Here is a 12,732-nt window from a genome sequence, read left to right on the forward strand (position 1 = left end):
CGCTGTCCTGACTGATGCATACGTGTTAGGTATGTAGGTAGATGCATGCATGTTATCCATAGCGGTAATGTGACCGTCAACACACAGTGTGATTACGCTCCCGTAACAGAGGAGATGGGTGTGCGGTTGCCGCTGTTGGCTCTTCTCGCGAAGGAGCCTGCCCATGGCTACGAGCTCAAGCAGGCATTGGAGCAAACCTTCGGTGCCGCCTATCCCTCACCCAACATCGGCCAGATCTACGTCACCCTGGGCCGGTTGGAGAAGGACGGCCTGATCCGGGCTGTGGCCGTCGAACAGTCCAGCCGTCCCAACAAGAAGGTCTACTTCCTGACCCAACAAGGCCGGGAGGCGCTCATCGCCTGGGCCGACGGCCCGCTGGAGGGCCCCCGGCTGCGCGACGAGTTCTTCATGAAGCTGGTCCTCGCCCCGATGACCGGCATCGCCGACCGCGGCGCGCTGATCAACAGGCAGACGCGCCACTTCCTCGGACTCATGCGCGAACTGCACCATCTCTCCGAGACCACCTCGCCCGACGACCGCTATGCCCACCTGCTGATCGAAGGCGCCATGCTTCACCTGCAAGCCGACCTTGACTGGCTGGAGCGGTGCCGCGAAGAGCTGACATGATCTCCATATCAGCGCTTGTCTCCTTTGAGCATTTCTCCAACGAGGCGTAGACATGAGCGAAGACCCCGTGGTGAAGACCGTCAACCCGGTCAAGATCTATCAGAACGGGGATGTGCCGGTGCCCGCCGTACGCGGGGTCGATTTGCAGGTCGAGGCGGGAGAGTTCGTCGCGGTGATGGGGCCGTCGGGGTCGGGCAAGTCCACACTCGTGCACATGCTCGGCGGGCTCGACCAGCGCACCAGCGGTGAGATCTGGATATCGGGCAAACGGGCCGACACCCTGTCGGAGAGCAAGTGGGCGCTGCTGCGCCGGCGCGGCGTCGGGTTCGTCTTCCAGTTCTTCAACCTGATCGGCAACATGACGGTCGCCGACAACGTCGAACTGCCGGCCCTGCTGGCCGGCGCGTCGCCCCGGGAGGCGAGGCAGCGGCGGGAGTTCCTCCTCGGGGAGCTCGGCCTGGCCGCGCGGGCCGACGATCCGCCGGCCCGGCTCGCCGGCGGAGAGCAGCAGCGGGTGGCGCTCGCCAGGGCCCTGGCCCACGAGCCAAGCCTGCTGCTCGCCGACGAGCCCACCGGCAACCTCGACACCCGCAACACCCGCGATGTCCTGCGGCTGCTCAGCCAGGTGCACAAGAAGGGGCAGACCATCATCATGGTCACCCACGATCACCGTGCCGCGAGCTGCGCCGACCGCGTGATCTCCCTGCTCGACGGCCAGATCGTCGACGACGCCCCCATCCCGGCCGCACGGCGCGGCCCGCGCAGGAACGCCGGCGACGTCATCGAACTGCGAGGGTAGGCGCATGGCCGAGGAGGGCCCTCCGGGGTGGATCTCCTGTGCCCGGACGGCGACGAGCGACACGGCGGACGGCACGGTGGGAGACGGCACGGTGGGGGACGGCACGGTGGGGGACGGCACGGTGGGGGACGGGGCGGGGGGCAGCGGCAAGGACAGGCCGCGGGGCGGGTTAGGCGAGCGGATCGGCGACATCGTGGGCGGCGGGCCGGTGCGCCGGTGGGTCAAGGCCGACCTGCGCGCCCGGTGGGGGCAGGCGCTCCTCGCCGTCCTGGCGGTCGCCGGCGTCGTCACCGCGCTGATCGCGGCGGCCACCCTGCTCGAAGACGGCACCAACCCGTGGCGCGGGCTGTTCGCCGAGTCGGGCGGGGCACACGTGTGGATCCACACCGCGAGCGCGCCCGACGCGGAGCGCCTCGCCAAGCTCAAACACGTGTCCGCCGTGGCGGGGCCGTACCGCACGGCGCCGGTCTCGATCACCAGGGACGGGCGGCGGATGGCGGCGGTGCTCCGGCACGGCACGCCCGCGCCGCCCGCCGTCGCCAGGCCGCTCGTCCGCGAAGGGCGGTGGTTGTCGGCGCGGGTGCCCGACGGCGTCGTGGTGGAGCGGTCCTTCGCCCGTGCGCTCGGCCTCACGCCGGGTGCCCCCTTCGTGGTGAACGCGCTGAACGGCACCCGGCACTCCCTGGTCGTGACCGGCGTCGCCGAGTCCGCGGAACAGGGCTTCTACCCGGAGTGGCCGGGGCTGATCTGGGTGCTGCCGGAGACCCTGGAGAAGGTCGAGCCCGCGCTCGGCCGCAGCGAGTTCGCGGTCGGCCTGCGCATGACCGGCACCGACCCCGACGCGACCCGGCTCCTCACCCAGCAGGTGGCCATCGCCTTGGACAACGAGGTGGGGCGGGTCATCACCTGGCAGCGCGTCCGCGCGTCGATGGAGCTCGACAACCGGCTGCTCGGGCTACTGCTCGGCCTGTTCGGCGCGGTCGGCCTGGTCGCCGCGGCCCTCGCCATCGCCAACGCGGCGGGCGGGCGGGTGCTCACCCAGTCGATGGAGCTCGCCACGCTCAAGTCGCTCGGCTTCACTCGCGGCCAGGTGGCCCTCACCCTCATGGCCGAGCACGGGGCGCTCGGCCTGTTCGGCGTCGTGCTCGGCACCGTCAGCGGGCACCTGGTGACGGTGTTCGCCCTGGAGACCACCCCCGTGCCGTCCATGAACGCCGCGGTCGCGGGCGGGGCCGCGCTCGTCGTGCTGATCGCGGTGGGGGTGCCCGCCTGGCGCGGCTGCCGCACGCCGCCCATCCCGGCCGCGCCCGCCGCGCCGCCCCGGGGCCGCCTGTCGCATCTCGCGCGCCTCGCGCTGCTCTTCCGCCTGCCGCCCGCGCTCGTGCTGGGCGTGCGCGACGCCTTCACCCGGCCGGCCCACGCCGCGCTCACCGCCCTCGGCCTCGCCGTACCCACCATGTTGATCGTCATCGGCCTCGGCTGCTGGGCGACCCTCGACGCCTTCCTCGCCGACCCCGCCCGGGTGGGGCAGGCCGCCGCCCTCCAGGTACGGCAAGGCCAGCTTTCGCCGGACGAGACCGAGAGCCTCGTGCGGAGTGACCCGCAGGTGGCCGCGGTCTATCCGGGCACCGAGGTCGAGGCGCTGGTGCTGGGGCAGGCCAGGACCGTGGTGACCCGGGCGCTCGGCACCTCGCGCGCCCCCTATCCGTTCCCGGTGGTGGAGGGCCGCGCGTTCGCGGCGCGCGGCGAGGCGGTCGCCGGGCAGGGCATGCTCGACCTGCTCGGGGCGAAGGTCGGCGACATGACGCGGGTCACCGTCGGTGGCACCCCGCTGATCGTGCGGATCGTCGGCCGGGTGGTCGAGCCCGACCACGACGGCGAGGTGTTGTCGGTGGGGCTGGACAGCCTGGCGGTCAAGGACGCGGAGCCGCCGGAGTTCTACAGCCTCGTGCTGAAGCCGGGCGCCGATCCGGCCGTCGTGCGGGGCAGGCTGATGGCGGCGGGCGACGGCAGGCTGGAGGTGCTGCACGTCGTCAACCCGGCCGAGCGGCTGGCCGTCATCCGGCTGATCATCGTGGCGTCGATCGTGGTGCTCGCCCTCGTCGGCCTGGCCAACCTGCTCACGGTGAGCGCGCTCGGGCTGCGCGACCACGCCGTCGACCTCGCGGTGCTGAAGGCGATGGGGCTGACGCCGAGGCAGGTCATGGCCACGCTGGTGACGGGGACCGGGCTGATGGTGGTGGTGGGCGTGCTCGCGGGCACGCTGCTCGGGGCCTTCTCCGCGGCGTGGCTGATCGATCTGCAGGGCCACACCAGCGGGGTGGGGGCCGGCATCGGGCGCACGCCGTCGCCGCTCACCCTCGCCGCCACGGTGGCGATCGCGGTGGGTGCGGCGCTGCTCGTGGCGCTGCTGCCGGCGCGCAGGGCCGCCCGCGCCAGAGTGCCGGTGACCGCGCGGTGAGGGATGGCCCCGCGCGGTCTTGATCGGCCTGCTCGATCGGCCTGGTTGATCGGCCTAGGGGCGGTCGGTCAGGGAGAACCAGTAGAACCCGTGCCCGGGCAGGGTCAGCGTGTAGGGCGCGTCGCCGATGACCGGGAAGGGGATCTCACCCCGGCACTCCACCGGGGTCGCCCCGGTGAACCGCCGCAGGTCGAGCTCCACAGGCTGGGGATACTTCGAGAGGTTGTTGACGCAGAGCATGCGGTCGTCGCCCTCTTCGCGCACGTAGGTGAGCACGGCCGGGTTGTCCGACCACAGCTCGATGTAGGAGCCGGTGCCGAAGACGGGGTGCTGCCGGCGGATCTGCAACATGCGCCGGGTGAAGTGCAGCAGCGACGACTCGCTCTTGAGCTGGGCCTCGACGTTGACCGCCTGGTAGCCGTAGATCGGATCCATGACGGTCGGCAGGTAGAGGCGGCCGGGGTCGGCCTTGGAGAACCCCGCGTTGCGGTCGGGGCTCCACTGCATCGGGGTGCGGACCGCGTCGCGGTCCTCCAGCCAGATGTTGTCGCCCATGCCGATCTCGTCGCCGTAGTACATGACCGGAGAGCCCGGCAGCGACAGGAGCAGCGCGGTGAACAGCTCGATCTGGTCGCGGTCGTTTTCGAGGAGGGGGGCCAGGCGGCGCCGGATGCCGAGGTAGGCCCGCATGCGCGGGTCCTTGGCGTATTCGGCGTGCATGTAGTCCCGCTCCTCTTCGGTGACCGTCTCCAGGGTCAGCTCGTCGTGGTTACGGAGGAAGATGCCCCACTGAGCGTTGTCGGGAAGCTTGGGGGTGCGCGACATGATCTCGGAGATCGGCTCGCGACTGCCTCGCCGTACGGCCATGAAGATGCGGGGCATCAGCGGGAAGTGGAAGGACATGTGGCATTCGTCACCTCCCGCGAGGGGATCGCCGAAGTATTCGACGACGTCCTCGGGCCAGCCGTTGGCCTCGGCGAGCAGCACCCGGTCGGGGTAGAGGCGGTCGACCTCGGCGCGGACCTTGCGCAGGTAGGCATGGGTCTCGGGCAGGCCGGAGCAGTTGGTACCCTCGCGCTCGAACAGGTAGGGGACCGCGTCGAGGCGGAAACCGTCGATGCCGAGGTCGAGCCAGAAACGCAGGACTTCCAGCATCGCTTCTTGAACGGCTGGATTGTCATAGTTGAGATCTGGCTGGTGGTGAAAGAACCTGTGCCAGTAGTACTGACCGCGAACCGGATCGTATGTCCAGTTGGAGTCTTCAGCGCCGATGAAAATGATCGGTGCGTCCGGATACCCGGTGGGGTCGTCGGACCAGACGTAGAAGTCGCCGTAGGGCCCCGAAGGATCGTGTCGCGAGGCCTGGAACCAGGGATGCTGGTCACTCGTGTGGTTCATGACCAGGTCGGTGATGATTCGGATGCCGCGTTTGTGAGCGGACTCAACCAACTCCACGAAGTCCGCCAGATCGCCAAAATCCGGGAGAATCTTCATGTAATCAGAAATGTCGTAGCCGCCGTCGCGGAGAGGCGACTCGTAAAGCGGAAGCAGCCAGAGGCAGTCCACACCGAGCCACTCGGTGTAGTCCAGCTTCTCTATGAGGCCGCGCAGGTCACCGGTGCCGTCCCCGTTGGAGTCCTTGAACCCCCGGACCAGCACCTCGTAGAACACAGCCCGCTTATACCACTGCGGATCCTCGGAGACGAATGCCTCCGAGACAGGATCCGGGCAGGGGGATGCACTCATCATGGTTCGCTCACAAGTTAGATAAGGGCAGAACGAGATCACCGGTTTGCCGGGCCGGTGGAGATTCGTTATGAGCTCGCCGCCTCGGAGACGTCATCCCTTACGTGCTCCGTGCCCGTCCGGGGTCGGATCGGGGTCCGCGAAGACGGACTGTCGGCGGCGTTGCTGGGCCGAACACTACCAGCAGGTTGAGCCTGATGAAGTGTGTTATGTGAGTGCCGCGCAGCCGCAGGGAGCGATCTTGGTGCTACGTGCACGTAATAGCCCTGTTACCAGATGTTCTTCCACTGGAAATGAGGGGCCGACGTCCCGAAGAGACCTTGGGCGTGTCCCGTGCGTCAGCGCCAGGGCGGCGTCAGATCGCCCAGCGAATTCTCCTTATCGTGCAGCCAGGCCCCAAACAGCGCCAAACCGCGCACCCAGAATCGATCATTCCAGCCGGTGAACCTCGTGAGCGCGTCGGGACCCTCGGCCACGACACCCCGGAGGTGATCGGAGAGCAGGTCCGGCACCGACTCCGCGATCCGGGTCAGCATGCGGTGGTCGTGCGCGCGGGCGGGCGCGGCGCTCGACCGCAGCGGGACCCGGCGCAGCGGCTGTTTGACCACGTTGGTCGAAGGCAGCGCCGCCACCCGGGGGTTCGCGGCGTGCAGGACCTCGCGGTAGAAGCGGCCCTTGTCCTTGCGGCCGACGCCCACCGACAGGGCCGCGTCGAAGAAGCCGGGGTCGATGAAGGGCGCGATGAACGACGACTCCGGCCCCACGAGGTTCACCGGGGAACGCGCGATGGCGCGGGCCGTGCGTGTGTGCAGCACCGACAGCGGCAGCTGGGCGCGGTGACCGCGCAGCATGGACGTCGCCTCGGCGAACGCCGAGCGCACCTCGCCCGCGATCCATGCCGAGGCCTCCTCGGACAGGAACGGGACCGAAGGAGCGCCCAGCGAGAGGGATGAGAGCAGGGCCGCCTGGCGCTCCGCCTCGGAGGAGGCGTGGATGGCGTCACCGCTGACCATGAAGTTCTTCAGCAGCGGACCGCCGGCCAGGCCGTCGATCAACGTGCGGCCCGACTTGTGGATCTCCCTGGCGAAGGGGGCGTACCAAGCGTGGTGCGGGGTCAGGAACTCCAGCCGCCGCGCCACCGCGAGCACGTCGGCCGGATGGTCGGCGGGGTTCTGCTCGACCACGCGGTGCCGTACCCCGAGTTCGCGGGTGATCGCGCGAGCGAAGGCGATGTCGGTGTCGGTGCCGTCGTCGGGACTGGTCGTCCACGACTCGATGTCGGCGCCGCGGGCCACCGCGATCGAGCACAGCAGGCGCGAGTCGTAACCCCCGCTGACCGGCACCAGCAGCGGCCGGTCCTCGAAGCCCTTGTAGACCTCGTGCAGCAGCTCCACGATCTCGCCGGCGCTCCGGCCCGCCTCGAAGGGCTCGGTGCGGAGCCAGCGCGGCAGCCTCCGCTCGGCGGTCATCCTGCCGCTCTTGCGGCCGTAGACGAGCGCGCTCGACCCCGAAAGGCGGCGCACACTGGTGTACGGCGTGGCCTCGCCGAGGGGGAAGGTGACCTGGATGATCGAGGCCCACGCGCCCCAGTCGACCGACAGCGGACCGGAGGCCAGGCGCAGGAGGGGGGCGAGCAGCGAGGAGAAGTAGACCGCGTCGCCCTCCCGCACGAAGAAGACGTCCACCAGGCCGAGGCCGCCCGCGTGCAGGGTGATCTGCTCGCCGTCGTCGATCAGCCCGGGCGTCTCATAGGTCTCCGCGGCCGAGATCCAGCTCGTGAGCTCCCGGGGTGAGCGCTCGCCCCAGGCGAAGGCGTACATGCGCCCCTCGCGGTGGTACGGCGGGAGCGGGCCCGAGCTGAACAGGGTGGCCACCGAGGTCTTCAACGCCGGGCGCACCCGGGGGCCGGCGTCGAGCAGCATGTCGACCCTCTCGGGGTCGAAGTCGCCGAGGGCACCACACACATATGGCCGTACCGGATGAGACGGCCACTCAGCCCTGCCCGCCGCGTCGCCCACGGTGCAACTCCTCTATTTCGTGAATGGTCAAAGGGTATCCTTTGGCACCGCAAAGACTTTCGGAGGACAACGTGGCCGGCGGGGAACTCGACAGCACGCGACGAGCACTGCGTGAAGCGCTGGCCCAGGCCGAGCGCACGGCCGAGCTGGCCAGAGCGCTCGACGCCACACAGGCGCGCCTCAGCGAGGCCGAACAACTCGGCGAGGAACTGCGCGCCGCACGCGAAAAACTCGCCGCTGCCGAACAGCAGCTCGCCGCGGAGCGGACCCAGGCCGCCAAGCTCCGCCGCGACCTCGCCGAGCAGCGCTATCAGACCGAGGTCGCCAACTGGAAGCTCACCTCGATGAAGGTGGCCCGCTGGTCGCGCCTCGGCGACGCCATCAAGACCGGCAGGGGCAATCCGGTGCGGCTCGCCAGGGGTCTGCGCGGCGCCACCAGGCCCGCCAAACGCCCCGCCGCACCGAAGCGCCAGAACGTGGCCGACGCCAAGGCGGCGGCGGCCCCCGCGCCCGGTGCGGCCTTCCAGGCCACCTCCACCACGCGGGTCGTCGCGGGCAAGTCGTTCAAGCTGAAGCCGTATCGCGTGCCGACCGGGCCCAACACCCGGCCGCACCTCACCGTCGCCGCCGTGGTGGACCCGCACGCCGAGGCCCTCCTGCGTTACGAGTGGCGGCAGACCACCGGCTTCACCCCGGCCGACTTCCACCGGGTGCTGCCCGCCGAGATCCCGCACATGCTGCTCGTGGAGTCGGTGACCGAGGGGCCCTGGGCCGAGGAGGTCGCGGGGGAGCCCGGCGAGGGGCTGCGCGCCCTGCTCGCCTGGTGCGCCGAGCGCGGCATCCGCACGGTGTTCTGGCACACCAAGGGCGAGGTCGCGGACTACGCCGCGGCGGCCAAGCTCTTCGAGCGCGTCTTCACCGCCGACGCGGGAAGCCTGTCACGCTGGCGCGAGGTCGTGGGACAGGGCGAACTTCTCGGCTTCGCCGTACAACCCCGGGTGCACAACCCGATCCCGCTCGCCGGGGGGCGTTTCGACCGGGTGCTCACGCTCGCGGAGCTGCTGCCCGGCAGCCTCGCCTACCCCGATGTGCTCACGTCCTATCGCTGGCCGCGGGCCGTGGACTGCCCGCCGGGCACCGAGCCCTGGCGGCTCGCCGAGATCGCCGCGTGCGGCACGCCCATCGGCACCGTCTCCGAGGACCGCCGCACCCACCAGACGCTGCGCAAGACGTACGCCGCGGGCACGATGACCGAGCGGGTCGACGCCCTCCTCGACCGGGTCGGCCTGCCCTCCCACCGTGCGACGCTCACGATCTCGATCGTGCTCGCGGTGCGGGATCCCGCTCAGCTCGACGCGGCCCTCGCCCAGGTCGCCCACCAGACGGGCGACGTGCGGCAGCTCGTCGTGATCGGGCCCGCGGAGGCCGAAGGCCACCCGCTGCTGCCCAAGGGGATCGACGTGGTAGTGCGCCTCGCGGACCCCGGCGCGACCACGGGCGCGCTGCTCAACCGCGCCCTCGACCTCTGCGAGGGTGACCTCGTCGCGGTCATGGACCCCCGCGATCTGTACGGCCCCCACTACCTCACCGACCTCAGCCGGGCCTTCCTCTACAGCAGCGCCGACATTGTGGGGAAGGCCGCATATTACGCCCACCTGGCCGAGGCGGGTGTCACGCTGCTCCGGCAGCCCGAGGCGGAATACGCCTACCTGCCAGAGATCGCGGGCGGCACCTTGCTCGCGCGCCGCACGGTGTTGCGGGGGCTCGGCTTCCCCGATCTCACCGAGGGGTGGGACGAGGTGCTCATGCGGCAGTGCCGCACCGACGGGATCAAGGTCTTCTCGACCGACCGGTTCGAGTATGTCTGCGTCCGCGACGAGGACCCGGGGCTGCTGTCCTCGGCCCACCTCATCGAATACGGCCCGGCGGAGCCACACGCCCTGCTCTGACCCCGGCTCTGAGGGCCTCCCTTCGAGAGGCCCTCAGCCCGTGATCCCGCAGCTGTGCGCGGGGATGCCGGAGGCTCTGGAGGGGCCCCGCGGTTATGGCGGGCATCGGGCTCGGCGGGGCGCGGCCGTAGGGTAGGCACGTGATCGGCAATGGCGTGATCCCCGCCGCCACACGGGCCTGGGTGGAGCGGCATCTGCGCGAGGGCGAATCGATCGCCGGCGCCTCGCGCCTGCGCGGCGGGTGGACCTCCGAGATGCGCCGGCTCACCATCGCCGGGCCGTACGGCTCACGCCAACTGGTCCTTCGTTCCCTGGTCAAGCCGTTCTACGTCAAACACGCCCACGGCCTGCTCTCGCGGGAGGCCGGAGTTCTCCGCCTGCTCGCCGGCACGGAAGTGCCCGCCGCCGATCTGGTGGCGGCCGATCCGGCGGGGGAGCACTGCGAGCACCCGTCACTGCTGATGACGTCGCTCCCCGGGCGTCTCCGCCTGGACGACCCCGCCTCCGCCGAGGCTTTAGCCCACATGCTCGTCCGCATCCATCGTGTGCCGGTCGACGATCACACCCGCCCGCGGGCCTACCAGGCGTGGACCTCGCCGGACACCGTCCGCGTCCCCGCCGACACAGTCCGGCCCGACCTCTGGCGGCGGGCGTCCGACCTGATCCGCCGCGAACCTCCCGCCTAACGGGGATGCTTCCTGCATCGCGACTTCCACCCCGGCAACGTGCTGTTCACGTCCTCCGGTGCGGGTGCACCGCGGATCAGCGGCGTCGTGGACTGGGTGGAGACGTCGTGGGGGCCACCCGACCTGGACGTGGCCCACTGCTCCACCGGTCTCGCCCTACTCCACGGCGTGTCGGCGGGCATGGCCTTCGCGGACGCCTTCAGGGCCGCCGGAGGGGAGCTTACCGAGGACAAAGGTGACCACCTTTACTGGCGGTTGCTCGACGCCCTCGCTTTCGCACCCGCCGCGGGGAAGGTCACGGGGCCGTGGCGTGAGGTCGGCAGGACGGATTTAGCCGACGATCTTGTGGCTCGACGGTTGGAAGACTATATTGCCTGCCTTATCGACACTCTTTAACGTGCATTGCCCGGTCGGCTTGGGATAGGCGTCCGGCCTGCTTTTCCGCACGGTGAGTGACCGTTCAGGATGAAAACGAGGCGTCGTCGCATGACAAGGCGGTCACGGGTTTGGTGGGTGGTCGCCTTCGCCATCCCGATGTGCTCGACTGTGTATTATCTGACGCGCAGCAGCGGCTATTACACATCGCTCTACATTAATAACCCAGGGTGCATCAAAAAAACTTACACACCGCGTTCACGTCGTTACTCGGGACGGCCGCCTGGTGGATTCGCCTGCTGATGTTCAATGGTCTCGCCGGCGTCGTCACGGGGTTTGTCGCGATGGTCTCCGCCCAGGCGGCCGGCGTTCCCGGGAAGGGCCGTGTGATCGCGAGGTCGGTCGCCGCCTTCATGACCGCCTTTTATGGGATCTCACCCGTCGCGCTGGCGGTGGACCTGGTGGCTGGCGACTGCCTCTCGCTCTGGGGTGGTCCCACGGGCGTGCAGGTCGTGGTCCTTCCCGACCTCGCGGGCTGCGCGACCGCCGCCGCGCTGTTCGCCGCGACTGCGCGAAGAGGCGGGCGGCGTGCGGCGAAGCCGCGGCGGGTCGCCGCCGTCCTCGTCCCGCTCTGTCTGATCGTCTTCCTGCCCACGGCCGATCTGGCGCCCGGTGAACACACTTCGGCGCAGGAGTGCGGTTTCGGCACCGATGTGCTGGACCTGCAGCTGGCCGAGGTCAAGGACTTCGGTGAGCGGGCCTTCCTCTGCGAGGTGCGGCGGGCGGAGGCCGCGGGGGACTCTCGGGCGGAAGACCCCATTGAGATGGGCTATCCGGGCGCTGCCGCCGAGGGCGGGATGGCGGACAGGGAACTCCTCGCCGAGGCCCGCCACCGCTGCCTGAGAAGCACCTCGGCGGAGGGGCCGGTGCGCCGCTCTTCCAGGATTGACGGTGCACTTCCACGCATGTGTCCGGGCATGGTGGCGATGTCGCAGTTCCGTGTTCTGCGATCGAGTCTCGAACTTCTCATCGAAGACGACGAGGACCGCGAGAAGTGCCGGCGTTTCCGCCACCGGCCGCGGGCCGAACCGGTCGTCGTCCACAGCAAGCCGATGTGGACCGACCACGGCATTCTAGAGTCTTACGAGGGATCCGAGGGTGCGGGCTATCTGCTCGACGACCTGGGGGACGACAGGCTGGTCACCGCCAAGCCCGGACATCTCGTGATGGACGTCCACGCCGACCACGTCATCTGCGTGACAGGTGAGGCCTACGCCCGCCGCCCGCCGCTGGAGCTCGCGGGCTGGGATCAGGTCGTGGAGGTCGGCTACCGCAGCCCCACCGGCCGCATCCGCATCGGCGACCCGATGTACGGCGGGGCCGACGGGCTGCCCGACCTGGCCTTCCGCGGCAAGGGCGACTACCGGGTGCGCGTCCACTATCGGGAACCCGACTGGGAGAACGACGACAGGCGTCCTCAGCAACTCCTTGTCATCGTCTATCCCGGCCGCGACTCCCGGACCCTCGTGCTGCGGACCGCACGCGGCGGAACTAGAATTTAGTGTCCGGGGGACGACATCCAGCGCGGTGGCCGCCATGTCTGGTTTTGTGGGAATTTAGCATGATTTTTGGCATGGGTTCGAACATGGTGGTGCGGTCCCGCCTCTGGTGAGTGGTGGCCTTCACCATCCCCTTCTGCGTGACCATGTATTACCGCGTCCTGGGGATGCGCGGGAACGACCATTTCAACAGCCAGTATGTGTATTGCTTTTCGCCCGGACCTTACCTCGTTTCCAACGGCCTGGTCGAGGCGGCCAGCCGCTGGTTTCCTATCCTTATCCACGGCGGCGCCCCTGCCGTGGCCACGGCGTTTCTCGCCGTGCGCCTCTCCGAGGTGTACGGCAGGCCGCGATGGGGCCGGACCGGCGCGCGGGCGATGGCCGTAATGATGATCGCCGGCCATGGCGACGCGCTTTGCGCCGCGGCGCCGGCCTCGTTCCCCGGCCTGGACTGCCGGAGCGGCTTCATGGTCTATCCCGCCTGTTCCACCCGCGCACTCGTCCTGCGTTAA

Annotated in this window: 8 protein-coding genes and 1 pseudogene; 7 read left to right on the top strand and 2 right to left on the bottom strand. The window is 69.7% G+C overall.

Annotation, left to right across the window (positions count from 1 at the left end; translation table 11 throughout):
* Positions 1 to 114 precede the first annotated feature (114 nt).
* From Ssi02_RS07185 to Ssi02_RS07195, 3 genes are read left to right on the top strand one after another with little or no spacing between them, the layout of a single operon-like run.
* On the top strand, positions 115 to 627 hold the full coding sequence (locus tag Ssi02_RS07185; protein ID WP_239128664.1) for a PadR family transcriptional regulator: 513 nt from the start codon (positions 115 to 117) through the stop codon (positions 625 to 627).
* 52 nt (positions 628 to 679) lie between these two features.
* On the top strand, positions 680 to 1,426 hold the full coding sequence (locus Ssi02_RS07190) for an ABC transporter ATP-binding protein (RefSeq protein ID WP_204022437.1): 747 nt from the start codon (positions 680 to 682) through the stop codon (positions 1,424 to 1,426).
* A gap of 4 nt (positions 1,427 to 1,430) precedes the next feature.
* Complete coding sequence (locus tag Ssi02_RS07195; RefSeq protein ID WP_204022441.1) at positions 1,431 to 3,887, top strand: ABC transporter permease; 2,457 nt, start codon at positions 1,431 to 1,433, stop codon at positions 3,885 to 3,887.
* Between the two features lie 54 nt (positions 3,888 to 3,941).
* Here the strand turns inward: Ssi02_RS07195 and treS are convergent, their stop codons facing one another.
* Both treS and Ssi02_RS07205 read right to left on the bottom strand, forming a co-directional pair.
* Complete coding sequence (gene treS, locus Ssi02_RS07200) at positions 3,942 to 5,633, bottom strand: maltose alpha-D-glucosyltransferase (RefSeq protein WP_204022444.1); 1,692 nt, start codon at positions 5,631 to 5,633, stop codon at positions 3,942 to 3,944.
* A gap of 338 nt (positions 5,634 to 5,971) precedes the next feature.
* On the bottom strand, positions 5,972 to 7,651 hold the full coding sequence (locus Ssi02_RS07205; protein WP_239128665.1) for an asparagine synthase-related protein: 1,680 nt from the start codon (positions 7,649 to 7,651) through the stop codon (positions 5,972 to 5,974).
* Between the two features lie 41 nt (positions 7,652 to 7,692).
* Between Ssi02_RS07205 and Ssi02_RS07210 the strand changes: the two genes are divergently transcribed.
* From Ssi02_RS07210 to Ssi02_RS07230, 4 genes and pseudogenes are all read left to right on the top strand, one after another.
* Positions 7,693 to 9,600, top strand: a complete 1,908-nt coding sequence (locus Ssi02_RS07210; RefSeq protein ID WP_239128666.1) for a glycosyltransferase family protein — start codon at positions 7,693 to 7,695, stop codon at positions 9,598 to 9,600.
* Between the two features lie 182 nt (positions 9,601 to 9,782).
* A pseudogene (locus Ssi02_RS38570) lies at positions 9,783 to 10,682 on the top strand (phosphotransferase family protein).
* A 281-nt stretch (positions 10,683 to 10,963) separates the two neighbouring features.
* Positions 10,964 to 12,223 (top strand): hypothetical protein, encoded by a 1,260-nt coding sequence (locus tag Ssi02_RS07225; protein ID WP_204022452.1) that lies wholly within the window; start codon positions 10,964 to 10,966, stop codon positions 12,221 to 12,223.
* A 113-nt stretch (positions 12,224 to 12,336) separates the two neighbouring features.
* The gene (locus Ssi02_RS07230) at positions 12,337 to 12,732 is read left to right on the top strand and encodes a hypothetical protein (RefSeq protein ID WP_204022455.1); all 396 of its coding nucleotides are present in this window, start codon (positions 12,337 to 12,339) and stop codon (positions 12,730 to 12,732) included.

It is taken from the genome of Sinosporangium siamense (genome assembly GCF_016863435.1).
GTDB classification, from domain to species: domain Bacteria; phylum Actinomycetota; class Actinomycetes; order Streptosporangiales; family Streptosporangiaceae; genus Sinosporangium; species Sinosporangium siamense.

What these genes read in the sequence shown, in the direction of transcription:
- Ssi02_RS07185 (WP_239128664.1), top strand. Translation starts at nt 115, where the DNA reads ATGGGTGTGCGGTTGCCGCTGTTGGCTCTTCTCGCGAAGGAGCCTGCC.
- Ssi02_RS07190 (WP_204022437.1), top strand. Translation starts at nt 680, where the DNA reads ATGAGCGAAGACCCCGTGGTGAAGACCGTCAACCCGGTCAAGATCTAT.
- Ssi02_RS07195 (WP_204022441.1), top strand. Translation starts at nt 1,431, where the DNA reads ATGGCCGAGGAGGGCCCTCCGGGGTGGATCTCCTGTGCCCGGACGGCG.
- treS (WP_204022444.1), bottom strand. Translation starts at nt 5,633, where the DNA reads ATGAGTGCATCCCCCTGCCCGGATCCTGTCTCGGAGGCATTCGTCTCC.
- Ssi02_RS07225 (WP_204022452.1), top strand. Translation starts at nt 10,964, where the DNA reads ATGTTCAATGGTCTCGCCGGCGTCGTCACGGGGTTTGTCGCGATGGTC.